This window comes from Pseudorhodoferax soli, from assembly GCF_003337555.1.
Lineage (GTDB): Bacteria > Pseudomonadota > Gammaproteobacteria > Burkholderiales > Burkholderiaceae_C > Pseudorhodoferax > Pseudorhodoferax soli.
The window spans coordinates 387,197-411,827 of record NZ_QPJK01000002.1; the positions used below are offsets into that span (position 1 = coordinate 387,197).

At 68.2% G+C, this 24,631-nt stretch carries 19 protein-coding genes; 13 read left to right on the forward strand and 6 right to left on the reverse strand.

The genetic code is table 11. The features are described from left to right. Positions 1 to 21: 21 nt before the first annotated feature. Genes DES41_RS08500 through DES41_RS08520 form a run of 5 tightly spaced genes read left to right on the forward strand, consistent with a single transcriptional unit; the run spans position 22 to position 4,912 of the window. Positions 22 to 1,050: an ABC transporter substrate-binding protein gene (locus tag DES41_RS08500; RefSeq protein WP_114467203.1), complete on the forward strand. Its 1,029-nt coding sequence runs from the start codon at positions 22 to 24 to the stop codon at positions 1,048 to 1,050. A 3-nt stretch (positions 1,051 to 1,053) separates the two neighbouring features. Further along, positions 1,054 to 1,845, forward strand: coding sequence for an ABC transporter ATP-binding protein (locus tag DES41_RS08505; protein WP_114467204.1), 792 nt, complete (start codon positions 1,054 to 1,056; stop codon positions 1,843 to 1,845). Beyond that, positions 1,842 to 2,606 carry an ABC transporter permease gene (locus DES41_RS08510; RefSeq protein WP_114467205.1) on the forward strand — a complete coding sequence of 255 codons (765 nt, stop codon included), beginning with the start codon at positions 1,842 to 1,844 and terminating at the stop codon, positions 2,604 to 2,606. Before DES41_RS08505 ends, DES41_RS08510 begins: the two co-directional genes overlap by 4 nt. 13 nt (positions 2,607 to 2,619) lie before the next feature. Then, on the forward strand, positions 2,620 to 3,240 hold the full coding sequence (locus DES41_RS08515; RefSeq protein ID WP_114467206.1) for a TRAP transporter small permease subunit: 621 nt from the start codon (positions 2,620 to 2,622) through the stop codon (positions 3,238 to 3,240). Position 3,241: 1 nt separating this feature from the next. Further along, positions 3,242 to 4,912 (forward strand): TRAP transporter large permease, encoded by a 1,671-nt coding sequence (locus DES41_RS08520; RefSeq protein WP_114467794.1) that lies wholly within the window; start codon positions 3,242 to 3,244, stop codon positions 4,910 to 4,912. Positions 4,913 to 4,915: 3 nt separating this feature from the next. On the opposite strand, the gene DES41_RS08525 is transcribed toward DES41_RS08520, so the two are convergent. Then, positions 4,916 to 5,806: a LysR family transcriptional regulator gene (locus DES41_RS08525; RefSeq protein ID WP_114467207.1), complete on the reverse strand. Its 891-nt coding sequence runs from the start codon at positions 5,804 to 5,806 to the stop codon at positions 4,916 to 4,918. Between the two features lie 102 nt (positions 5,807 to 5,908). On the opposite strand from DES41_RS08525, the gene DES41_RS08530 reads away from it, so the two are divergent. Further along, positions 5,909 to 6,826, forward strand: coding sequence for a dihydrodipicolinate synthase family protein (locus DES41_RS08530; RefSeq protein WP_114467208.1), 918 nt, complete (start codon positions 5,909 to 5,911; stop codon positions 6,824 to 6,826). A 45-nt stretch (positions 6,827 to 6,871) separates the two neighbouring features. Beyond that, positions 6,872 to 7,837 carry a Bug family tripartite tricarboxylate transporter substrate binding protein gene (locus tag DES41_RS08535; protein ID WP_114467209.1) on the forward strand — a complete coding sequence of 322 codons (966 nt, stop codon included), beginning with the start codon at positions 6,872 to 6,874 and terminating at the stop codon, positions 7,835 to 7,837. Here DES41_RS08535 and DES41_RS08540 read toward each other — a convergent pair. Both DES41_RS08540 and DES41_RS08545 read right to left on the reverse strand, forming a co-directional pair. Further along, positions 7,806 to 8,165 carry a hypothetical protein gene (locus tag DES41_RS08540; protein ID WP_114467210.1) on the reverse strand — a complete coding sequence of 120 codons (360 nt, stop codon included), beginning with the start codon at positions 8,163 to 8,165 and terminating at the stop codon, positions 7,806 to 7,808. The two genes, DES41_RS08535 and DES41_RS08540, sit on opposite strands and share 32 nt — an antisense overlap. A gap of 31 nt (positions 8,166 to 8,196) precedes the next feature. Beyond that, positions 8,197 to 9,177 (reverse strand): tripartite tricarboxylate transporter substrate binding protein, encoded by a 981-nt coding sequence (locus DES41_RS08545; protein ID WP_114467211.1) that lies wholly within the window; start codon positions 9,175 to 9,177, stop codon positions 8,197 to 8,199. 266 nt (positions 9,178 to 9,443) lie between these two features. Here DES41_RS08545 and DES41_RS08550 point away from each other — a divergent pair, with 266 nt between their 5' ends. Continuing rightward, complete coding sequence (locus DES41_RS08550) at positions 9,444 to 10,346, forward strand: transporter substrate-binding domain-containing protein (protein WP_114467212.1); 903 nt, start codon at positions 9,444 to 9,446, stop codon at positions 10,344 to 10,346. A gap of 3 nt (positions 10,347 to 10,349) precedes the next feature. Here the strand turns inward: DES41_RS08550 and uvrA are convergent, their stop codons facing one another. Then, on the reverse strand, positions 10,350 to 16,061 hold the full coding sequence (uvrA, locus tag DES41_RS08555; RefSeq protein ID WP_114467213.1) for an excinuclease ABC subunit UvrA: 5,712 nt from the start codon (positions 16,059 to 16,061) through the stop codon (positions 10,350 to 10,352). A 222-nt stretch (positions 16,062 to 16,283) separates the two neighbouring features. Between uvrA and DES41_RS08560 the strand changes: the two genes are divergently transcribed. The 5 genes from DES41_RS08560 to pgaD all read left to right on the forward strand — a co-directional run bounded on the left by DES41_RS08560 (position 16,284) and on the right by pgaD (position 21,444). After that, positions 16,284 to 17,219 (forward strand): PEP-CTERM sorting domain-containing protein, encoded by a 936-nt coding sequence (locus DES41_RS08560; RefSeq protein ID WP_114467214.1) that lies wholly within the window; start codon positions 16,284 to 16,286, stop codon positions 17,217 to 17,219. Further along, entirely contained in the window at positions 17,216 to 19,399 is a 2,184-nt protein-coding gene (pgaA, locus tag DES41_RS08565; RefSeq protein ID WP_147282817.1) for a poly-beta-1,6 N-acetyl-D-glucosamine export porin PgaA, read from the forward strand. Before DES41_RS08560 ends, pgaA begins: the two co-directional genes overlap by 4 nt. Before the next feature lie 78 nt (positions 19,400 to 19,477). After that, positions 19,478 to 19,672 (forward strand): hypothetical protein, encoded by a 195-nt coding sequence (locus tag DES41_RS37720; RefSeq protein WP_147282818.1) that lies wholly within the window; start codon positions 19,478 to 19,480, stop codon positions 19,670 to 19,672. Positions 19,673 to 19,690: 18 nt separating this feature from the next. After that, a complete protein-coding gene (gene pgaC, locus DES41_RS08570; RefSeq protein WP_114467216.1) occupies positions 19,691 to 20,956 on the forward strand; it encodes a poly-beta-1,6-N-acetyl-D-glucosamine synthase in 1,266 nt (421 codons plus the stop codon). Between the two features lie 17 nt (positions 20,957 to 20,973). Beyond that, entirely contained in the window at positions 20,974 to 21,444 is a 471-nt protein-coding gene (pgaD, locus tag DES41_RS08575) for a poly-beta-1,6-N-acetyl-D-glucosamine biosynthesis protein PgaD (RefSeq protein ID WP_114467217.1), read from the forward strand. Positions 21,445 to 21,492: 48 nt separating this feature from the next. Here pgaD and DES41_RS08580 read toward each other — a convergent pair whose 3' ends face one another. Continuing rightward, entirely contained in the window at positions 21,493 to 23,172 is a 1,680-nt protein-coding gene (locus tag DES41_RS08580) for an MFS transporter (RefSeq protein ID WP_245965626.1), read from the reverse strand. Positions 23,173 to 23,323: 151 nt separating this feature from the next. Further along, entirely contained in the window at positions 23,324 to 24,616 is a 1,293-nt protein-coding gene (locus DES41_RS08585) for a DUF3422 family protein (RefSeq protein WP_114467219.1), read from the reverse strand. Positions 24,617 to 24,631 lie beyond the last annotated feature (15 nt).

Below are 24,631 nucleotides of genomic sequence, written 5' to 3' on the forward strand. Positions count from 1 at the left end.
CATCAACTTTCGAGGCCTCGCATGTCCCATCCTTCCGCACGCCGTCACCTGCTGGCGGCCGCCGCCATCGCCCTGGCCACGCTGCTGGGCGCCGCGCCTGCCGCCGCCCAGGCCCTGGAACCCGTCAAGGTCCGCCTGGACTGGACGCCCTGGGCCAACCACGCCGCGTTGCACCTGGCCCAGCAAAAGGGCTGGTACCGCCAGTCCGGCCTGGATGTGACGCTGGAGGACGGCAACGGCTCCGTCACCACGGTGCAGATCGTCGGCTCCAGCAACGCCTTCGACATCGGCCACGCCGCGCTCGCGCCGGCCATGATCGCGCGCGACAAGGGCCTGCCCGTCAAGGCGCTGGCGGTGTTCCTGCGCAAGAACGACATCGGCATGCTGGTGCCGGTCGACTCCGGCATCACCGGCCCGGCCCAGCTCAAGGGCAAGAAGATCGGCTACACCGCCGGTTCGCTCGAAGCCCCGTTCGTCGACGCCTTCCTGGCAGCCGGCAAGCTCAAGCGCGACGACGTGGAACTCGTCAACTTCGATGCCGCCAGCAAGGCGACCAACTACGCCGTGGGCCGCACCGACGTGGTGTTCTCCACCATCCCGTTCGTGCTGCCGACCACGAGCAAGGCGCGGCCCTCGCGCGCCATCCCGTTCGCGGACTTCGGCCTGAACATGCCGAGCTTCGGCCTGGTCGTCAGCGAAGCCAAGTTCGCCGAGCGTGGCGAGGTGCTCGCCAAGTTCGCCTCCATCGTCGCGCGCACGTGGGAGTACATCTACGCCGGCCACGAGGACGAAGCGGTGGACGCCATCGTCGCCCAGCGCCCGCAGGCCCGGCTCGACCGCGCCGTGCTGCGCGCCCAGCTCGACACGCTCAAGCTGTTTTTCGACAACAAGCCGGGCGAGCGCGTCGGCGTGCCGCAGCCGGCCGACTGGGAAGCCGCCGTCAAGACGCTTTCTTCCGTGCAGCTCATCGGCACCAGCCGCCCCGCCAGCGACTACTACGTGCCCGGCCGCGTGAACCCGGCCGCCTTTGACGCCCTGGTCGCAAAGTAAGCCATGCAGCCATCCAGTGTCTTGGCCAAGGGGGTCAGGAAGCAGTACCCAGGGCCGCGCGGCGTGCAGGCGCTGCAAGGCGTCGACGCAGAGATCGGCGCAGGCCGCTTCGTCAGCATCCTCGGCCCGAGCGGCTGCGGCAAAAGCACGCTGCTGCGCTGCATCGCCGGGCTCGAGGACATCAGCGAAGGGACCCTGACGGTTGGCGGCCGCGCCGTCGACGGCCCGCCGGACGGCGTGGGCATCGTGTTCCAGCACCATGCCCTGCTCGACTGGCGCAGCATCCGCGACAACATCCTGCTGCCCATCGAGTTCGCCGGCAAGCGCGTGGCCGACTACACCGCCAAGGTCGAGCACCTGCTGCGCATGACCGGCCTGCAGGACTTCGCCGACAGCTACCCGCGCGAGCTCTCGGGCGGCATGCGCCAGCGCGCCGCAATCTGCCGCGCGCTGGTGGACGACCCGCCGCTGCTGCTCATGGACGAGCCCTTCGGCGCGCTGGACGCGCTCACGCGCGACCAGATGAACGCCGAGCTGCAGCGCATCTGGATGGAGACGCGCAACACCGTGGTCTTCGTCACGCACGGCATCGCCGAGGCGGTGTTCCTGGGCGACGAGGTGCTGGTGTTCTCGCCGCGGCCCGGCCGCGTGGCGCACCGGTTCGTGGTCGACCTGCCGCGACCGCGCCCGCTGGCGGTGCGCGAGACGCCGCAGTTCGGCCAGTACGTCGGCGAGATCCGCCGGCTCTTCGGCCAGATGGGCCTGCTCGACGAGACCGGGGTGGCCACGGCATGAAGCATCCCGTCGTCTCCTCCATCCTTGCCGGCCTGGCTTCGAGCGTGGTGCTGCTGGTGCTGTGGGAAGTGCTGGCCCGCGCCTCGGGCGTGCGGCCCATCGTGCTGCCGCTGCCCAGCGCGGTGCTGGTCGAGCTCGGTGCCGAATGGCGCTGGTACCTCGGCCATGCCGGCTACACCACGATGACCACGCTGGCCGGCTTCGCGCTGTCGGTGGTCGGTGGCGTGCTGATCGGCACGGCCGTGGCCAGCTCGCGCCGCTGCGAGCGCTTCGTCTACCCGCTGGTGGTGGCGCTCAACAGCGTGCCCAAGGTGGCCGTGGCCCCGCTGTTCGTGATCTGGATGGGCACGGGCGCCGAGCCCAAGATCGCCATCGCCTTCCTGATCGCCGTGTTCGCCATCATCGTCGACACGCTGCACGGGCTGCGCTCGGTGCCGCAGGACGTGCTGGACGTGGCCCGCGTGCTCAAGGGCCGCCCGCTGGCGGTCTTCTGGAAGGTGCGGCTGCCGGGCGCGCTGCCGTCGATCGCGGCCGGCATGAAGGTGGCCGTCTCGCTGGCCCTGGTGGGTGCCATCGTGGGCGAATTCGTCTCGTCCCAGCGCGGCCTGGGCTACGTGATCATGAGCGCGCAGGGCACCTTCGACACGGTGCGCGTGTTCGCCGCGCTGCTGCTGCTCGCACTGATCGGCCTGCTGCTGTATGGCGCCCTGGTCTGGGCCGAACGCGCGCTCACGCCCTGGCGCGCCAACGACAAGCACTGACATCGGAGTTTCAATGGGTGCACTTCTCTCGCTTTCCAGGCTGATCGATGCCATCAACCTGTTCGTCGGCCGCTGGATCTCCTGGACGGTGCTGGCCGTCGTGGTGGTCAGCGCGCTCAACGCGCTGGCCCGCAAGTTCCTGCACGGTGGCTCCAACGCCTGGCTGGAGCTGCAGTGGTACCTGTTCGGCGCGCTGTTCCTGCTGGCCTCGGGCTACACCTTGCTCAAGAACGGCCACGTGCGCGTGGACGTGCTGTCGTCCAGGCTCTCCAAGCGCAAGCAGATCGGCATCGAGATCGCCGGCACGCTGTTGTTCCTGATGCCGGCCGCCGTGCTCATCATGGTGCTGGCCTGGCCGATGTTCTGGGACGCCTGGGTCACGCAGGAGGCCTCGCCGAACGCGGGCGGCCTGATCCGCTGGCCCGCCAAGCTGCTGGTGCCGGTCGGCTTCTCGTTGCTGATCGCGGCCGGCGTGTCGCACCTGATCAAGTGCGCGGGCTTCCTCATGGGCCGCTGCCCCGACCCGACTGCGCGCGACTCGGCCAAGACCGAGGAAGAGAAGCTGGCCGAGGAACTCAAGGCGCGGCTGGATGCCGAAGCCGCCGCGGCGCACGCCGCCGCCCGGGAGCGTTGAGATGGAATTCCTGATCGCCAACCTGGCGCCCATCATGTTCGCGACGCTGGTCGTGCTGTTGTTGTTCGGCTACCCGGTCGCCTTCGCACTGGCGGCCAACGGCATTCTGTTCGGGGTCATCGGCATCGAGCTAGGCCTTCTCACGCCAGCGCTGTTCCAGGCGCTGCCGCAGCGCGTGTTCGGCATCATCATGAACGACACGCTGCTGGCCCTGCCGTTCTTCACCTTCATGGGGCTGATCCTCGAACGTTCCGGCATGGCCGAGGACCTGCTCGAAACCGTGGGCCAGCTGTTCGGCCCCATGCGCGGCGGCCTGGCCTTCGCGGTGGTGGCGGTCGGTGCGCTGCTGGCGGCCACCACGGGCGTGGTGTCGGCCTCGGTCATCTCCATGGGGCTGATCTCGCTGCCCATCATGCTGCGCTACGGCTACGACCGGCGGCTGGCCACGGGCGTGATCGCGGCCTCGGGCACGTTGTCGCAGATCATCCCGCCCTCGCTGACGCTGATCATCCTGGCCGACCAGCTCGGCCGCTCGGTCGGCGACATGTACCGCGGCGCGCTGTTGCCGGGCCTGGTGCTGACCGGCCTGTACCTGGCCTATGTGGCGGGCCTGGCCATCGTCAGCCCCAAGCAGGTGCCGGCGCTGCCGCCCGAAGCGCGGGCGTTCCGCGAGGCCAACGGCAATTCCGGCGCGCGCTCGCTGGTGGTGCTGATGACCATGGCGCTCGGCTTCGCGATCGGCACCATGGAACTCGTGGTCGGCCCGGACGCTCCGGTGGACGAGCAGTTCGTGGTCGGCATGCTGCTGTGGGGCGGCTTCGCCTTCGCCGCCGCCACGGCCAACCGCGTGTTCAAGCTGGGCTGGCTGTCTGCCGTGGCCGAGCGCGTCACCTTCGTGATGATCCCGCCGCTGGCGCTGGTGTTCCTGGTGCTGGGCACCATCTTCATCGGCGTGGCAACGCCGACCGAGGGCGGCGCCATGGGCGCGGTCGGCGCGCTCATCCTGGCGCTGGTGCGCCGGCGCATGAACCTGACACTGCTGCAGCAGGCGATGGACTCGACCACGCGGCTGACCTGCTTCGCGCTGTTCATCCTGATCGGCTCCACGGTGTTCGCGCTGACCTTCCGTGCCGTCAACGGCGACCTGTGGGTCGAGCACCTGCTGACCAACCTGCCGGGCGGGCACTGGGGCTTCCTGGTCTTCGTGAGCCTGTTCGTGTTCGTGGCCGCGTTCTTCCTCGACTTCTTCGAATTGGCCTTCATCATCATCCCGCTGCTGGGCCCGGTGGCGGACAAGATGGGCATCGACCTGGTCTGGTTCGGCATCCTGATCGCGGTGAACATGCAGACCTCGTTCATGCACCCGCCGTTCGGGCTGGCACTGTTCTACCTGCGCTCCGTGGCGCCGCACGACGACTACCGCGACCGCGTGACCGGCACCACCGTGGCCGGTGTGCGCACCAGCCAGATCTACTGGGGCTCGGTGCCCTTCATCGTGATCCAGCTGGCGATGGTGGTGATCGTGATGACGTTCCCGGGCCTGGTCATGCACTACAAGGACGGAGAATCCAAGATCGACCCGAGCAGCGTCAAGATCGAGGTGCAGGGCGGCGGTGCCGGCTTCAACCCCTACGACAACGGCGAGCCGCCGGCCATGCCCACGGCGCCCTGAAGATCAGGCCACGACCGCCTGCTGCAACACGCCGCGCACGGTGTCGGCCACCACGTGCCGGCTCTGGGCGCGCCAGGCCAGGTGCAGTTCGGCATGCAGGCCGGCCGGTTCGCGCAGCGGCCGGAAGGCGACATGCGCATAACCCAGGCGCTGGGCCGATGCGGGCACAAGCGCCACACCCCACCCTGCATCGACCATGGCCAGGATGGAGTGGGTGTGGCTCAGCGTCAGCACGGTGTCGGGCGCCACGTCCTCGGCGCGCAGCCGGCCTGCGATGAGCTCGTAGATGTAGCGCGTGTCCGACGGGCAGTAGGCAATGAAGGGCTGGCCCTGCAGCTCCGCCAGCGCCATGGCGTCGACGCTGGCCAGTGCGTGGCCGGCGGGGGCCGCCAGCAGCAGCGGCTCGCGCAGCAGCATGCACGAGGCCGCGAAGCTGCGCGGCGCGAATGGCCGCACGATGCCCAGGTCGATGCGGCCTGCGGCCAGTGCGTCGAGCTGGTCCACCGTCTGCAGCTCGCGCGGCACGACTTCCACATCGGGCAAGGCCGTGCGGATCGCGCCCAGCACCTGCGGCAGCAGCGCGAAGCTGGCCGCGGCGATGAAGCCCAGCGTGACGGTGCCGGCATCGGCCCGCATGGCGCGGCGCGCGGCCAGCATGGCCGCCTGGCTGCGGCGCAGGATGTCCTCGGCCTCGCGCAGGAAGCTGGTGCCGGCCGGCGTCAGCCGCACCGTGCCACCGGCACGCTCGAGCAGCTGCACGCCCAACTCGTGCTCCAGCAGCTGGATCTGGCGCGTGAGCGGCGGCTGCGTCATGTGCAGCATGGCAGCCGCGCGGCCGAAATGGAGTTCGGTGGCGACGGCGACGAAGCAACGCAGTTGCGAGAGCTGGAACACGATTCAGAACTTGGATGGCGGGATCGACGGATTGGATTGGACGGCGCGGCGGCCGCTTTCTAGAGTAGCACCCCGTTTCACCGCTTCCTGGAGTTCTTCCCCATGCCTTCGTTCCAAGGTCCCGCGCTGCGCCAGGCGCTCAACGGCATCTCCGGCATCCTGGTCACGCCCTTCGACGCGCAGGACCGCGTGGTCGCCGCGCCGCTCAAGCCCGTGGTCGACCGCGCCGTGCAGGCCGGCGTGCAGGTGCTGGTGGCCAACGGCAACACCAGCGAGTTCTATGGGCTGCAGGCGGCCGAGGCCGAGCGTGCCGTCGCCATCGCCGCCGACTGCGTGGCCGGCCGCGTGCCACTGCTGGCCGGCGTGGGCCGCAGCGTGGGCGAGGCCTGCGCGCTGGCACGCGTCTCGCGCGACGCCGGCGCCGACGCGCTGATGGTGCACCAGCCGCCGGACCCCTTCGTCTCGCCGCGCGGCGTGCTCGCCTACGTGCAGCGCATCGCCGAGGCCGGCGCCGGCCTGCCGCTGGTGCTGTACCTGCGCAACGAGAACATCGGCCTGGACGCGATCGAGGCGCTGTGCCGCATCCCCGAGGTCGTAGGCATCAAGTGGGCATCGCCCACGCCGCTGGTGCTAGCCGCCGCCATGCGCCGCACGGCCGACCGGCAGCTGGCCTGGGTCGGCGGCCTGGCCGAGGTGTGGGCGCCGCCGTTCTACGCGGTCGGTGCGCGCGGTTTCACCTCGGGCCTCATCAACGTGCTGCCCGAGCGCTCCGTCGCGATCTACAACGCGCTCGAGGCAGCCGACCAGCCACTGGCCATGCGCCTGATCGAGGAGATGCTGCCGTTCGAGGAACTGCGCGCACAGGAGAACAACGGCACCAACGTGACCGTGGTCAAGAGCGCGCTGCAACTCATGGGCCACGACTGCGGCGCCACCCGCGCGCCCTCGGCCTGGCCGCTCACCGACAGGCAGCAGCAACAGCTGCGGGCACTGCTCAACGGCTGGAACCTGCTGCGCTGAAGCGCACGCCCCCCTTTTCCCTTTTCCACTTCGAGGAGACATCCCATGCGCATTCGCCGCGCGCTGATCGCGCTCGCCTGCACGGCAGCCATCGCCCCCCTGGCTTCGGCCCAGCCACCGGCCTTCCCGGCCAAGCCCATCACCATCGTCATCGGCTCCACGCCCGGCAGCGCAACCGATGGCCTCACGCGCGCCGTGGGCGCCGAGATCACCCGGCGTACGGGCCAGGCCGTCATCGTCGAGAGCCGTGCCGGCGCCTTCGGCAGCATCGCCGCGCAGTACGTGGCCAAGGCCCAGCCGGACGGCTACACGCTGTTCATGACGACCAACACCACGCAGTCGGCCAACCCGCACCTGCTGCGCAAGATCGCCTACGACCCGATCAAGGACTTCGCACCGGTCTCGCTGCTGGCACGCGGCTACCTGGCGCTGGTGGTGAACCCCCAGATCAAGGCCACCAACGTGGCCGAACTCGTGGCCCTGGCCAAGGCCCAGCCGGGCAAGCTCAACTACGGCTCGGGCAGCTCGTCGGCGCAGATCGCGACCGAGCTGTTCCAGCAGGCCACGGGCACCAAGTTCAACTACGTGCCCTACAAGGCCAACCCGCCGGCCGTGCTGGACCTCGTGGGCGGGCAGATCGACCTCATGATCGTGGACCTCACGACCAGCCTGCCGCAGGTCAAGGCCGGCAAGCTGCGTGCGCTGGGGATGAGCAGCCCCAAGCGCTCGCCGCTGGTGCCCGAGGTTCCGGCCATCAGCGAGTCGCTGCCAGGCTACGAATTCGGATACTGGAACGCGCTCTACGCGCCGGCCGGCACGCCAGCGCCGGTGGTGCAGCAACTGGCCGGCCTGGTGCGCGAGGCGCTGGCCGCGCCCGCGGTGCAGCAGGTCATCGAGAAGACCGGGCAGGAGGCCGCGTTCATGGGGCCGGAGGAACTGGGCAAGTTCCAGCTCGGCGAACTGGAACGTTGGGGCAAGATCATCCGCGCGGCGGGGATCGAGGCGGAGTGACTTCCTCTGCATCGGATGCGATGCTGAAGCGCGCATCGCAGCCGATCCCCGCTGCGATCCAGCGCCGGGCCAGCGGCGCCAGCCAGCGCGCGCCCAGCACCTCGGCCGGCGCGCTCAGTGCGCCACACAGGTAGCGGCTCTCCGCCTCGCTCCAGCGCAGCGCGCTGCAAGCACCGCGCCTGCGCCGCGAGAGCAGCATGCCCAGGGGGCACGGCTCCAGCAGGCAGCACATGCCGCAGCCGTTGCACGGCGCGCCATGCGCGGGCTTGGCCGGCGCATGCGGGTGCACGTGCACGACCTGCCAATCAGGGGAATCGGAACGGGGCATGGCGCGATGATGCCGCGTCCGGCCCGAGGGGTCACTGCGGCTTGGCCAGCCCCAGCTTCTCGATGACGACCTTCTCACGCGCCACCGTGTCCTGCGCGAATTTGGTGTAGTCGGCCGTGCTCTTGTAGTCGGGCAGCATGTCGTACTTGGCCAGCGTGGCCACGTAGCTGGGCTCTTCCATGGCCTTCTTGAACGCGTCGTGCAGGCGCTTGACGACCTCAGGTGGCGTGCCCTTGGGCGCACCGATGCCGAAGGGCGAGTTCTGCACGATGTCGTAGCCGAGCTCCTTGAGCGTGGGCGCATCGGGAAACTTGGGCAGGCGCTTCTCGCCCCAGGTGTTGAGCACGCGCAGCTTGCCGGCCTCGACCTGCGGCGCAAATCCGGTGGAATCCACCGCCGCCATGAGCTGGCCGCTGACCACGGCCAGCATGAGGTCGGCGCTGCCCTTGTAGGGCACGTGCTGCAGTTCGATGCCGGCCTGCTGCGCGAGGATCTCGGTCGTCAGGTGCGGGCTGGTCAGCGTGCCGGTGGAGCCGTAGGTCAGCTTGCCGGGGTTGGCCTTGGCGTAGGCCACGAAGTCGGCCCAGGTCTTGAACGGGCTGTTGGACGGCACCACGACACCGAAGGCATAGCCCGTGACGTTGATCACGTAGCTGATGTCCTTGATCGGGTCCCAATTGATCTTGGTGGTGTAGCCCAGGCGGAACACGCCCAGCGGGATCTGCGCGATGGTGTAGCCGTCGGGCTGCGCGATCTGCAGCGCCTGCGCGGGCAGCGTGCCGCCTGCGCCAGGCTTGTTCTCGATGATCACGGGGTGGCCGAGCACCTTGGCCGCGTTGTCGGCCAGCGAGCGCATGGTGATGTCGGTGGGCCCACCGGCGGGAAAGGCGATGACCAGCTTGATGGGCTTGCTGGGGAAGTTCTTCCAGGCCTGCGCCTGGGCGGTGAGGGGGGCCACGAGCGTGGTCAGCGAGGCGAGCGCGGCAGCGCCCAGCAGGGAACGGCGGAACATGGAACGGTCTCTCATCGTGGCGGGTGCAAAGCGGACCATTGGACACGAGCCGCCGCGGGGGCGCATCGGTGATGTCCCGGGGCGCGCGCTGCCGCGCCAGCGACCCGGGCGACACCGGTGGGAATGGCCGGGGCACGAACGCCCTGACATGCAGAAACAGCGCGCCCTGCTCTCCGCGTTTCCGCCGTGGACGGTATGCAGGCGCGCTGCTAGGGTCGTATCGCACCAGGAGTGCATGCAGAACAACCTTTTCGACGGCCCACCACATGAACACACTTCACCGCACAGCGGTTTCCATCACCCTCGCCACCCTCGCCTGCGCGGCCGCCAGCCAGGGCACTCCCGCAACCAGCACCATGGACAAGATCAAGGCCACCGGCGCCGTGGTGCTGGGTGTGCGCGAAGCCTCCGCGCCCATGGCCTATGCGCTCGGCGCCCACGACAAGTTCGTCGGCTACCACGTCGAACTGTGCGAGCACGTGCTCAGGGAGATCGCGCCCGGCGCCCGCTTCGACTACAAGGTCCTGACCGCGCAGAACACCATGTCGCTGGTGCAGAACGGCACGGTGGACATCGGCTGCGGACCGACCACCAACAACCTCACGCGACAGCAGCAGGTGGCGTTCGCGCTGACGAGCTACGTGAGCCAGGTGCGCATGGCGGTGCGGGCCGACTCAGGCATCACCTCGTTCGAGCAATTGGCCGGGCGCAGCGTGGCGGCGTCGACCGGCACGACGGCCGTGCTGCTGCTGCGCAGCTACGCCAAGACAAAGAACATCGAGATCCCGACCGTGCTCGGCAAGGACCATTTCGACAGCTTCCTGATGCTGGAATCGGGCCGGGCCGACGCCTTCGTGCTCGACGACAACCTGCTGGCGGGCCTGATTGCCAATGGCCGCAACCCCACGGGCTTTCGCATCGTCGGAGAGGCCCTGGCATCCGAACCGATCGCGCTGCTGTTCCGCAAGGACGACCCCGCGTTCAAGAAGGCGGTCGACGACGCACTGCGCAGGTACATGCTGTCGGGCGAGGCAGCCAAGCTCTACGCCAAGTGGTTCCTGTCGCCGATCCCGCCGAAAAACGCCAACCTGAACCTCGCCATGAGCGAGACGCTGCAGCAGCTGTTCCGCGAGCCCAACGACAAGCCGCTGGAGTCCTACGCCAAGTAGCCGTCAGCGCGCGAGCACCGGGGCCAGTGCCTTGCCCGTCGCCGTGCCCAGTCGCACCAGTTCTTCCGGCGGCGCCGCGCCGACGATGCGGCCACCGCCATCGCCGCCCTCGGGGCCCAGGTCCAGCACCCAGTCGGCCTCGGCGATCAGGTCCAGGTCGTGCTCGATCACGACCACGCTGTGGCCGCCATCGACCAGCCGGTGCAGCACACGGATCAGCTTCTCGACGTCGGCCATGTGCAGGCCCACGGTCGGCTCGTCCAGCACATACAGCGTGTGCGGCGCCTTCTGGCCGCGGCGGCCTACGTCGTCGCGCACCTTGCTGAGTTCGGTGACGAGCTTGATGCGCTGCGCCTCGCCACCCGACAGCGTGGGCGAGGGCTGGCCCAGCGTCAGGTAGCCCAGGCCCACGTCCTTCAGCAACTGCAAGGGGTGGGCGATGTTGGGCATGCTGGCGAAGAACTCGACCGCCTCGTCGACCTCCATCTGCAGCACCTCGCCGATGCTCTTGCCGCGCCAGCTGACGGCGAGCGTCTCGGGGTTGAAGCGTGCGCCGTGGCAGCTCTCGCAGGGCACCTTCACGTCGGGCAGGAAGCTCATCGCGATGGTGCGAATGCCTTGGCCTTCACAAGTCGGGCAGCGGCCCTCGCCGGTGTTGAACGAGAAGCGGCCGGGGCCGTAGCCGCGGGCCTTGGCCTCCAGCGTCTCGGCGAACAGCTTGCGGATGGTGTCCCAAAAGCCGATGTAGGTGGCCGGGCAGCTGCGCGGCGTCTTGCCGATCGGGGTCTGGTCGACCTCGAGCACGCGGTCGATCTGCTCGTAGCCGCGCACCTCGGTGCAGCCCGTCCAGCTGGCCCCATGCAGCGCCAGCGCCGCAAGGCCGGCCTGGGTGGACTTCTGTGCCACGACGGTCTGCACGTTGGACAGCAGCACGTCGCGCGCCAGCGTGGACTTGCCCGATCCGCTGACGCCGGTCACCACCACCAGGCGCTTGAGCGGCACGTCGGCGTCCACGTTCTGCAGGTTGTGCTCGCGTGCGCCGCGCACCGAGAGCCAGCTGGTGCCCGGCTCGGTGCCGCGGCGGGCCTTGAGCGGATGGCGCATGGCATCGCGCAGGTAGCGGCCGGTGACCGAGTCCTCGGCATTGGCCAGATCCTGCGCACTGCCTTGCGCCACGAGCCGGCCGCCGCGCTTGCCGGCGCCGGGGCCGATGTCGATCAGGTGGTCGGCACGGCGGATGGTGTCCTCGTCGTGCTCGACCACGACCAGCGTGTTGCCCTTGTCGCCGAGCTTGTGCAGCGCGTTGAGCAGGATGTGGTTGTCGCGCGCGTGCAGGCCGATGGTGGGCTCGTCCAGGATGTAGCAGACGCCCTGCAGGTTGCTGCCCAGCTGCGCGGCCAGGCGGATGCGCTGCGCCTCGCCACCGGACAGCGTGGGCGCACCCCGGTCCAGCGTCAGGTAGCCCAGGCCCACTTCTTCCAGAAACTCGAGCCGGCTGGCGATCTCGGGCAGCAGGTCGCGTGCGATGTCGGCCTCGCGGGCCGACAGCCGGCCACCGGCCAACAGCGCCTGCACCCAGGTGCGGACCTGCGCGACGGACATGCGCGCGATGTCGGTGATCGAGCGGCCGTCGAAGCGCACGGCGCGTGCCGTGGCGTTCAGCCGCGTGCCGGCACAGGCCGGGCAGGCGTGCTCGCCCACATCGTCGGCTTCCGGCTCGGCGAAGGTCTGTTCACGGCCCTTGTTGTCGTCGTCACGCACCGAGTCGTCGTAGACGGCGCGCTGCTCCTTCGAGAGCTTGACGCCCGTGCCCACGCAGTCGGGGCACCAGCCGTGCTTGCTGTTGTAGGAGAACAGGCGCGGATCGAGCTCGGCGTACGAGGTGGCGCATACCGGGCAGGCGCGCCGGGCCGAGAACGCCAGCAGCGCGCCGATGTGGGCCGTGGGCTGCCCATCGGCCAATGCGCCGCGCAAGCCGTCGAGCTCGCTCAGCACATGCACTACGCCTTTGCCGTGCTCCAGCGCCTGGGCCAGTGCGTCGCGCAGCCGGCCCTCGTTGGCGGGCGTCACGTCCAGGCTGGCCACCGGCAGCTCGATGGTGTGTTCCTTGAAACGGTCGATGCGCGGGAAGCCCGTGGTCGGCAGAAAGTTGCCGTCCACGCGCAGGTGGGTGTAGCCGCGCGGGCGCGCCCAGTCGGCCAGCTCGGTGTAGACGCCCTTGCGGTTCATCACCAGCGGTGCCAGCAGGCCCACGTGCTGGTCGCGGAACTGGCGCATCAGCTGGGCGGCGATGCTGTCCGGCGTCTGTGGCTGCACCGGTGCGCCGTCCTTGGTGCAGTGCTGCACGCCCAGCTTGACGTACAGCAACCGCAGGAAGTGCCAGACCTCGGTGGTAGTGCCGACCGTGGACTTGCGGCCACCGCGCGACAGCCGCTGCTCGATGGCCACCGTCGGCGGAATGCCGTAGACCGCGTCGACCTCGGGCCGGCCGGCCGGCTGCACGATGCTGCGCGCGTAGGCGTTCAGCGATTCGAGGTAGCGGCGCTGGCCTTCGTTGAACAGGATGTCGAAGGCGAGCGTGGACTTGCCGGAGCCGCTGACGCCGGTGACCACGTTGAAGCTGCCGCGCGGAATCTTCACCGAGAGCGACTTGAGGTTGTGCTCCTTGGCGTTGACGATCTCGATGGCGTCGGGCGCAGCCGCCGCGTAGCGCGGTGCCGGCTCGTGCACGGCCAGCGCCTGGCCCGGCTCCATCGCGGTCTCGTACGCGCGCAACGCGGCGCCGGTGTGCGAAGAAGCGTGCTCGCGCACCTGCTCGGGCGTGCCGGTGGCCACGAGCAGGCCACCGCCGTCGCCGCCCTCGGGGCCCATGTCGATCAGCCAGTCGCTGGCGCGGATCACGTCGAGGTTGTGCTCGATCACGACCAGCGAATGCCCGGCATCGAGCAGCTTGCGCAGCGCACGCATGAGCTTGGCGATGTCGTCGAAGTGCAGGCCCGTGGTGGGCTCGTCGAACAGGAACAGCGTGCCCTTGCGTGCCAGGCTCTGGCGCGAGGAGGCGCCGCTTTTGGCGGCCTCGGCGAGGAAGCCTGCGAGCTTGAGCCGCTGCGATTCGCCGCCCGACAGCGTGGGCACGGGCTGGCCAAGCTTCACATATTCCAGGCCCACGTCGACGATGGGCTGCAATGCGCGCACCACCTCGCGGTCGTTCTCGAACACCAGCACGGCCTCCGAGACAGTCAGATCGAGCACGTCGGCCACGCTGAACTGGCGGCGCTTCGCGCTCGCCACGTCGCGGCGTTCGATCGGCACCTCCAGGATCTCCGGGCGGTAGCGCTTGCCGTCGCAGTCCGGGCAGCGCAGGTAAACGTCGGACAGGAACTGCATCTCCACATGCTCGAAGCCGGAGCCGCCGCAGGTCGGGCAACGGCCGTCGCCGCTGTTGAAGCTGAACTTCGACGCGGTGTAGCCGCGCTGGCGCGCGAGCGGGGCATCTGCGAACAGCGCGCGGATGGCGTCCCACGCACCCACGTAGCTGGCCGGGTTGGAGCGCGCGGTCTTGCCGATGGGCGATTGGTCGACGTACACCACGTCGGCCAGGTGGTCGGCACCGAGCAGGCGGTCGTGCAGGCCGGGCGAATCGGTGGCGCGGCCGAAGTGGCGCAGCAGTGCCGGCGCCAGCACGTCCTGGATCAACGTGGACTTGCCCGACCCGCTGACGCCGGTCACGCAGACCAGGCGCTGCAGAGGGATGTCGACCGTCACATCGCGCAAGTTGTGCTCGCGCGCACCTTCGAGGATCAAGCGTGGTGTGTTCTCGCCGACAGGGCGGCGCTGGCCGATGCCGATCTGCTTGCGCCCGCCCAGATACTGGCCAGTCAGCGTATCGGCGTGGCGCAGCTGCGCCGTGCTGCCGTCGAACACGATCTGGCCCCCGCGCTCTCCGGGGCCCGGGCCCATGTCGATCATGCGGTCGGCCGCGAACATGACGGCCGGGTCGTGCTCGACCACGACCAGCGTGTTGCCCGCATCGCGCAGGCGCTGCATGGCCTCAATGATGCGGTGCATGTCGCGCGGGTGCAGCCCGATGCTGGGCTCGTCGAGCACGAACAGCGTGTTGACCAGCGAGGTGCCGAGCGCCGTCGTGAGGTTGATGCGCTGCACCTCGCCGCCCGACAGCGTACGGCTCTGGCGGTCCAGCGTGAGGTAGCCGATGCCCACGTCGCAGAGGTAGCGCAGCCGCGTGGTGATCTCCTCGAACAGCAGGCGCAGGGCCTGGGCCTCGCCCTGCCCTGCCGTAGGCGTGCCGGTGGAAAGCCGGTCGAAGAAGCGGCGTAGCCGGTCGATGGGCAGCAGCATGAGGTCGTGCAGCGTGAGGCCCGGCAAGGTTTCGAGTTGCGGGCGCGTCCACTGCACGCCTTGCGGCATGAAACGCTTGGCCGGTTCGAGTACGGCGTCCGCATCGTCCTTGCTGCCAAGGCGCCAGAGCAGGCTTTCGGTCTTGAGCCGTGCGCCGCCGCAGGTCTCGCATGGCGTGTAGCTGCGGTACTTGGACAGCAAGACGCGGATGTGCATCTTGTAGGCCTTGCTCTCCAGGTACTCGAAGAAGCGCTTCACGCCGAACCAGTGCTGGTTCCACTTGCCGTTCCAGTTGGGCGAGCCGTGGATCACCCAATGTTTCTGCTCGGGCGTCAGCTGCTTGTAGGGCGTGTCGCGCGGGATGCCGGCGGCCTCGGCATGGCGCATGAGGTCGTCCTGGGCTTCCTGCCAGGCCGGTGTCTGCATGGGCTTGATGGCGCCGGCACGCAGCGTCATCTTGTCGTTCGGAATGACCAGGTCGTAGTCCACGCCGATCACGCGGCCGAAGCCGCGGCAGACCTCACATGCGCCGACCGGCGAGTTGAACGAGAACATCGACGGGATCGGGTCGGCGTAGCGCAGGTCGCTGTCGGGGCAGTGCAGGCCCGTGGAGAAGCGCCAGATCTCGGGCGCGGCGTCGGGCTCGGCCGCGAGCGCGTAGACGTTGAGCCTGCCGGCGCCACGCTTGAGCGCGGTCTCGATGGCCTCGACCGCACGCACGCGCTCGGTGCCGGCCAGGCGGAAGCGGTCGGCCACCACATCGAGCAGCTTGCGCGGACCGGCGGGCGTGGCCACCTCGCGCTCGGCCTGGATGCGCGTGAAGCCGCTGGCCAACAGCCATTCGGCCACCTGCTCGCCCGACGTGCCGGCCGGCAGTTCCACCGGAAAGGTCAGCACCAGCCGCGGATCGTTCTGCTCCGCGGCGCGCCGTTGCAATTGGGCATAGATGCTGTCGGGCGAATCGTGGCGCACGGGCTGTGCCGTCACCTTGTCGAACAGCTGGCCCGCGCGCGCGAACAAGAGCTTCAGATGGTCGTTGAGCTCGGTCATCGTGCCCACCGTGGAGCGCGAAGACCGCACCGGGTTGGTCTGGTCGATGGCGATTGCCGGCGGCACCCCTTCCACGCGGTCCACGGCCGGCTTGTCCATGCGGTCCAGGAACTGGCGCGCGTAGGCCGAAAAAGTCTCGACATAGCGGCGCTGGCCTTCGGCGTAGAGCGTGTCGAACACCAGGCTGGACTTGCCCGAGCCGCTGGGCCCGGTCACCACCGTCAACTCGCCCGTGCGGATGTCGAGGTCCAGGTTCTTGAGGTTGTGCTGACGCGCGCCACGGATGGCGATGGTTCCATGGGGCATGGCTTGGGTGGGGGTGCAGACGTGAAAGGCGGGGAATTGTAGGGAGAGGCATGTAGCCGCGCTGGGAAGCGTGCAAATGTTCACAAAGACGTTCCAGGGCTAGTCGCTGACGCGTCGCCGGCAACACAGCGTGGCCCCCTTACGTCGACTTCTTCACAGGGCGATTTCTCAGAAGTTTCCACAATTCATTGCATACAAACCAACCGTCACTAGGCACTGAATATGAGCAAATCCATCCTCCGCCTGCAGCTGTCCACGCTCGCTCTTCTGTGCGCAGGCGTGGTTCTCTCATCTGCCGCTGCGGCGACCACCGTCACGCTGAATCCGCTCACCACTGGCAGCGTGCCCACTGGAAGCGCGGCGGGCGGTCTGTCCAGCACCTGGTACAAAGTGCAGAACGATGCGCGCTTCAGCAACCAGGTCTACACCGACGAAACCGGCACCACGCAGGCCATCAGCGCCTACAGCTGGGGCACGGGCATCTGGTCGACGAGCGACATCCCGGGCATCGCCTCGGGCAGCAACCCCTATGTGACCAAGACCGCCACCACCACGGGCCAAGTCAGCTACGCCAACAACATCTACAACAACACCCAGGCCAGCGGCGCCTACGGTGTCTGGGGCGAGGACTATCAACGCGCGCTGGCGCCAATCGTCGGCGGCGCGAACGGCTGCCCGCTGCAAACGGAGGCCCAGAGCCTTGCGCATTGCGGCGGCGAGTTCAACTACGCTGCCGTGTTTTCCGGCTACCTCTACGTCGGCGTTGCAGGTGTTTACGATTTCGGCGTGTTCGCCGATGATGGCTTCACCTTCACATTGACGGGCCTGAACGCCAGTCTCGGCATGGCGCACGAAACCCTGGCAGGCAGCAGCGGGCGCGGCCTGTACGAACTGCTGGCCATGAATGGCATCGACGAGTTGTACCTGGAACAGGGCTACTACGGCATCGACATGACCTATTTCAACCGCCTGGAAGCCGGCGTGATCGACCTGGGCTGGCGCGGCCCCGGTGCAACCGCCTGGACGAGCATCGACGAAGGCAGCCTGTACAACCAGGTGCCGGAACCCACCTCGGTGGCCCTTTTCAGCGCCGCCTTGCTGGGCCTGTGGGGCATTCGCCGGCGCAGCCTGTCGGCGGCCGTGCGGTCAGCCGCATGACGCGAGCGCCTGGCCAGCGCCACGCCCGCACGCGCCTGCAGGCTTGCCTCACAGCGCTGTTGCTGGCCAGTTGCGCGTTGCCCAGTTGGGCGGACCGCTACGGACAAGCCATCGCGGAAGCGCGCGCCGGCAAGTACGACAGTGCCCTTGCCACGCTGCAGGATCTGCTGGCGCAGAACCCGCGTCGCCTCGATGTGCGGCACGACCTCATCGCTGTTCAAAGCTGGGCCGAACGGCACGAAGAGGCCATGGCCAGCAGCCGCTCGCTGCGCCTGGGCACCTCCACGCCGGACTATGTGCTGGCCGCCATCGGCAAGTCGGCGTTGAGCCGGAACGACGGGGCTCGTGCAGCCCAGGCCTATGGGTTGCTGGCACAACGCCGTCCACGCAGCGCCGATGCCGCACTGGGCGCTGGGCTGGCACTGCTCGCCGACGGCAAGCCTTCCGCCGCTGACGCGCAGTTGCGCCGAGCGCTGTTGCTGGCGCGGCAGGACGTACCTATGCTGCAGTCGGCACTCGCGGCCTTGCAGGCACGCGATGAAGACCAGCGCGCCCGGCCCTTCGGGGAACGTCTGCTGGCCTTGGGCGTGCAGACGCCAGCAGCGCTTGCATCTGCTCCAGTGGCCATGCCGGCAGCGCCCACTCCTGTGGCAGTTGCTGCACCAGCTCCGGCACCAGCTCCGGTATCAGCACCGACGCTGGCCGACGCCCAGGCCACGAACGGCCGTCATATCCGCGAAGCCATCGAGGTGCTGGACCGCGACTTCACGCCGGCGCGCTACGCGCCCATGGACGCAGCGCTCGTTGAAAACGCCCAGCTCATCGATGAAGCGCGCCAGCAGAAAGCCAACGACGTGCTGCTTCGCCTGCGCCGCGACCGCACCGTCGCGCTGCGCCAGCGTGGCCACGCGGAAGAAGCCCTTGCGCTGTTCCGTGAACTCGAGACCAACGGCGCTCAGCCGAACTATGTCGTGCTGGCCGCGGCAGACGCACAACTGCAATTGCGTCAACCAGCGCAAGCGCGCGCGCTGTACCGCCGCGTGCTGCAGCAGGAACCGACCAGCGCCGCTGCCCGGTCCGGCCTGATTTTCGCGGAGGTCGAGGCCGAGAACTTTCCCGCCGCCGAAGCAGTGTCGCAAGACCAACTGCGCGACAGCGGTGCCAGCGTATCGGCACGCCGCACCGACATCATGCTGCTGCGTTTCGCCGACCGACTGAACGAAGCCGAGGCGGCGCTGAGTGTCCTGCAGGCCGAACTGCCCGACGACGCCGGCCTGTGGCTTGATCAGGGCGAACTGCTGGCGCGGCGTGGCTCTCCCCGCGCAGCCGCAGAACGCTTCGAGGCCGTGCTGAACCGGTCGCCCGACAATATCCGCGCGCGCGTGGGGCTCGCTGACGCCATCTGGGCCCAGGGCGATATCGCCCAGGCCCGCACAGCCATCGAAGATCTGCAACGCAGCGCGCCAGAACACCCCGCCGTGCAACGCCTGGTGCGCGCGTGGGAGCGCAGCAAGCGCCCCCTCCTGGTCAGCGGCGCCACGCGCGGCCTGGGTCAGGGCCACGTGGCCGGCAACAACGATCTGATCTGGGAATCCACGCTGTACAGCGGCATGCTCGGTGACGGCCAGCGTGTCTACGCCAACCACCATCTGGCGCGCGCGAGCTTCGACGACAACTCGGCCAAGCACGAACGCGCCGGCATGGGCATTGAGATCACGCGCCGCGACTGGCAGGCCAGCATGGAAGTGGGCCAGGACCTGCGCAACGGCGAAGACGCCTATTGGGCCATCAGCGGCAGCCGCCAGGTCGGCGACCATTTCTCGGTGCGCGCGCGACACGAGAGCCAGACCAACGACTTCCCGCTCAAGGGCCGTATGCCGGATGCGGAGAACTACCTGAACGCGCCCCGACACCTGCACGCGAGCAAGAGCCTGGTCGGTGCCGCCTACCAGTGGAACGAGTCGCGCCGCATCGCGGCCGACCTGGCCTACTACGACTTCAACGACGGCAACCGCCGCAAGTCCTTCGCGGCCAGCTGGACCGAGCGGCTCTACAGCGGCTACGGCAGGACGCTGGACCTGCAGCCAGCGTTCTACGCCAGCGCCAACACGCTGCGCGACGCGATCTACTTCAACCCGGCGCGCGACATGGCGCTGTCGGTCACGCTGGCCGGCGACTGACTGACCTGGCGACGCTACGACAAGAGCTTCAACCAGCGCGCCGCCATCACCATCGGCAGCTACAAGCAATTCAGCGATGTGCATGCCCCGGGTGGCGGCTGGATGCGCGAGGACTACGGCTGGAACTTCTTCCACGACCTGCGCTACGAGCACGAGTGGAACATCGGCCCTGACTTCTCGACCCGCTATGGCGTCGGCACGCGCCGCTTCCCGTACGACGGCGTCTACGAAACCAAGGGCTACATCTACCTGCACGCCACCTGGCGCTTCTGACCCACTGGAGAGACCAACATGGACTTCGACCTGGGCCGCAGCATCGGCTGGCTGTTCGACTTCACCTTCTACTACCCGCTGTTCATGTCCTATGTGTGGATGTGCGGCGGCCTGTACTACTACTTCCACTACGAGCGCAAGGACCCGGCCTTCGACCAGCCACCGCCGTTGCCGTCCTACCCGCCGGTCAGCGTGTTCGTGCCTTGCCACAACGAGGCGGCCAACCTGCACGAGACCGTGGCCGCCCTGCGTGCACTGAACTACCCCGAGTTCGAAATCCTGCTGATCGACGATGGCAGCACCGATGCCACGCCAGCCCTGATCGACCGCTATGCGCGCGAAGACAGCCGCATCCGCGCGATCCACCTGGCCGCCAACCAGGGCAAGGCCGTGGGGCTCAACACCGCGGCCGCGCTGGCCCGCCACGACTACTTCCTGTGCATCGATGGCGATTCCATCGTCGACCCGCACTGTCTGCAATGGATGATGCGCCAGTTGCTGTCCAGCCCGCGCGTGGGCGCCGTGAGCGGCAACCCGCGGATCCGTACGCGCTCCACGCTGTTGGGCCGCATCCAGGTCGGCGAGTTCTCGTCCATCATCGGCCTCATCAAGCGCGCCCAGCGCACCTACGGCAAGGTGTTCACGGTGTCCGGCGTGATGGTGTGCTTCCGCCGCGCAGCGCTGCACGATGCCGGCTATTGGAACCCTGATGCGCTGACCGAGGACATCGACATCAGCTGGCGCCTGCAATTGCGCCACTGGGACGTGCGCTTCGAGCCCGCCGCGCTGTGCTGGATCCTGATGCCCGAAACCTTCCGCGGGCTGTGGCGCCAACGCCTGCGCTGGTCAATGGGGGGCACGCAGGTGCTCTTCGGCCGGCGCGCCGTGTTTGGCCAGTGGCGGCACCGCCGCATGATCCCCGTCTACATCGAGTACTTCACGAGCGTGCTGTGGGCCTACACCATGGCCGCAGTGATTCTGCTTTGGATCGCGGGCCAGTTCGTACACATCCCTGCGCCATGGCACGTCAACACACTGATTCCGGGCTGGCATGGTGTCGTGATCGGCACCACCTGTCTGCTCCAGTTCGCGGTGTCCATGTTCCTCGATCGCCGCTACGAGAAGGGCCTGGGCCGCAACTACTACTGGATGATCTGGTATCCGCTGGCGTTCTGGATTCTCAACGTCTTCACCACCTTGGTGGCTGTGCCGCGCGTGATCCTGCGCGGCAGCAAGCGTGCCACCTGGGTCAGCCCGGACCGCGGCATCCGGGCACAACCCTGACACAAGAAGAGCCAGACATGAGCAGTCTTTCCATTGAATTGAGCCACCGCCCCGCCAACCCGCTCATCATCGAGCGCCCGGACCTGCAGAGCGGCAACCAGCGCGCGGTCTTCGGCTTGCTGACGGCCGTGTTCTGGCTGCTGTGGGTGGTGCTGTGGTTACCGCTGATCACGGTGTTCGGCTGGGCCTTCTTCGGCTACCAGTTCAAGTTCCACGTCATCGACATGCAAGGCTATGCCGGCTTCCTCGGCGTGCTGGGCGTCTACGCCCTGGTCATTGTGCTGCTGGGCGGCAGCCTGCTGGCCTGGGCCAAGTACAACCACCTGCGCTTTCGTGGCGTGGACCGGCGCAAGGGCTTCGAGCCGCCCACGCCGGCAGATCTGGCCGCCATCCATGGGCGCCTTCCGGAAGAAGTCGCGCAATGGCAGCAGATGAACATCGTCACCGTGCACCACGACAGCGAAGGGCGCATCGCGCGCGTGGAATGAAAGAGGCCCGGGTGACCCGGGCCTTCTCACATGGGGCGCGGCGCGCCCTCAGTCGTTGGCGTAAATGTCGTTGTCCTTGGTCTCCTTGACGAACAAGGTGCCGATGACCAGCGTGACGGCCGCGATGATGATCGGATACCACAGGCCGTTGTACATGTTGCCGGTCTGCGCCACGATGGCCAGCGCGGTGGCCGGCAGCAGGCCGCCGAACCAGCCGTTGCCGATGTGGTACGGCAGGCTCATCGAGGTATAGCGGATGCGGGTGGGGAACATCTCGACCAGCATGGCGGCGATGGGCCCGTAGACCATGGTCACGAGGATCACCAGATAGACCAGGATCACGATGGTCATGAAGGTGTTCATCTTGGCCGGGTCCGCCTTGGCCGGATAGCCTGCGGCCTTGAGGTCGTCGGTCACGGCCTTCTTGAGCGCCGAGTCCTTGGCCTTCAGTTCGTCTGCTGGCAGGCCAGCCGCGTTGTAGCTCGTGATGACCTGCTCTCCGATCTTGATGGTGGCCGGTGCACCAGCCGGGCCGGCCACGTTCTCATAGCTAACCGAGCTGGACGACAGCACCTGCTTGGCGATGTCGCAGGAGCTCGTGAACTTGGACGTGCCCGTGGGGTTGAACTGGAACGAGCATTCCTTGGGATCCGCCGTCACGACGACCTGGTTCTTGGCTTGTGCCGCGGCCAGGTCCGGGTTGACGGCCTTGGTGAGCGCGTTGAACACCGGAAAGTAGGTCAGCACGGCGAGCAGGCAGCCGGCCATGATGATGGGCTTACGGCCGATGCGGTCCGACAGGCTGCCGAAGATCACGAAGAACGGCGTCGCGATGACCAGCGAGATGGCGATCAGGATGTTCGCCGTCGCGCCGTCGAGCTTGAGCGCGCCGGTCAGGAAGAACAGCGCATAGAACTGGCCCGTGTACCAGACCACGGCCTGCCCGGCGGTCAGGCCCACCAGCGCCAGGATCACGATCTTGAGGTTGCGCCATTGGCCGAAGGATTCGGTCAGCGGCGCCTTCGACACCTTGCCCTCGGCCTTCATCTTCACAAAGGCTGGCGATTCGTTCATCGACAGCCGGATGTACACCGACACGCCCAGCAGCAGGATGGACACCAGGAACGGGATGCGCCAGCCCCACTCGGCGAACGCGGTCTCGCCGATGGCAGTGCGCACGCCCAGGATCACGAGCAGCGACAGGAACAGGCCCAGCGTCGCCGTGGTCTGAATCCACGAGGTGTAGAAGCCGCGCTTGCCCGGTGGCGCATGCTCGGCCACGTAGGTGGCCGCGCCGCCGTACTCGCCGCCCAGCGCCAGCCCTTGCAGCATGCGCAGGATGATCAGGATGATGGGCGCGGCCACACCGATGCTGGCGTAACCGGGCAACAGGCCGACGATGAAGGTCGACAGGCCCATCAGCAGGATGGTGACAAGGAAGGTGTACTTGCGCCCGATCATGTCGCCCAGGCGCCCGAACACCAGGGCACCGAAGGGCCGCACGATGAAGCCGGCGGCGAACGCCAGCAGCGAGAAAATGGTGCGCGAAGCCGGATCCAGTGCCGAGAAGAACTGGTTGCCGATGATCACGGCCAGCGTGCCGTAGAGGTAGAAGTCGTACCACTCGAACACCGTGCCGATGGACGAGGCGAGGATGACCTTGCGCTCCTCCTTGGTCATGGGGCGGCTGGCCGGAACCGGCTTCCCCCCCTGCATTGTGGCTGCCATGCGTTTGTCTCCTGTTGTAGCCGGCCCCCGGACGGGAGCCTAGGCGCATTCTTGGAGCGCGCACTGACCCATCTCTGACACCGGGCCAACGGATTCTTACAACTCGGGTACTAACCCGCAGAGTCCGTTTCAGGATGTGGGTTGTCAGACCTCAATGGCTGAACATCCGCCGGTGCAGTTGCCGCAGCGACCACCACACCGTGCCTGCAACCAGCGGAATCGCCAGCGCCGCCGTGCTCTCGGCCGACCAGGGCCAACCGAGCTTCTGTGCACCCTTGGCCAGGTAGCTGACCAGACCGACGATGTAGTAGGTGATGGCTGCGACCGACAAACCCTCGACCGTGGACTGCAGCTTGAGCTGCAGGTCTTGCCGCGTATTCATGGTCGCCAGCAGCGCCTGGCTGCTTTGCTGCTGCTCAATCTCCACGCGCGTGCGCAACAGGTTGCTGATGCGCGAGACGCGCTGCGACAGCGCATCCTGCCGGCGCACCGCCCATTCGCAGGTCTTGCGGGCGGGCGTGAGCCGCCGGTCCATGAACTCGGCAATCGTCTGCAGGCCTGCGCGGCGCACCTCGGCGATGTCGGCGATGCGGCTGTCCATGAGTTCGAAGTAGGCGCTGCTGGCCGAGAAGCGCGAGTGCGTGGCCGCGTGCTGGCTTTCGACCTGGCCGGCCAAGCGCGTCAGGCGGTCCAGCAACGCGGGTTCGGCATCGCGGTCGGCGCTGCGGATGGCTTCGGCCAGGGCCGCCAGTTCGCCTTCGGCGCTGGCCAGCACGGCGCTGGCACGGCGTGCCGCAGGCAGGCCGAGCATCGCCACCATGCGGTAGGTCTCGATCTCCAGCAGCCGCTGCACGAGCCGGCCCAGCCGGCGTGTAGACAGGCTGCCCACGCGCAGCAACATGCGCGAGCCACCGTCGGCGTGGATCGTGAAGTCGGTGTAGACCTCGGCCAGCCCGCCCGCGACGCTGGCGCCGACCTGCGGGTCCTCGTGCAGCCAGTGGCGCGCGAGCGCCTCGACCTCGCCGTCGCGCGCGGACAGCACCCACAGGTTCAGCTGCGACAGGCATTGGCCCGGCAGCGCGGACAGCCAGTCCTGCGGCACTTCGGAGGCGGCGCTGTCTGCCACGCGCTCGGCGGCGGGCGGCGCCGTCATCGGCAGCATGAAGGTCCAGGTCACGAACTCGGTGTGCAGCTCCCAGCGCAGGCGCAGCGGTCCCAGGCTCGCGCGCAGGTGCGTGGTGTTGTCGTCGGGCGGCGGCTGGTGGTGGTCGCGCAGCAGGGCCGCCAGGTGGGCACGGCTCGCGGTCCGTCCCTCTGCATCGGCCAGCATGACCACATGGGTGATGGCCAGCGGCGCCGCCAAGGCCTCCGGCGGCCGGGCATGGACTTCGTTGTGCAGCAGAGCCCGGTCGGGGTGCTGGTGGAGCGCGGTGGAAGGCAGCATCGTGGCGCGATTCTG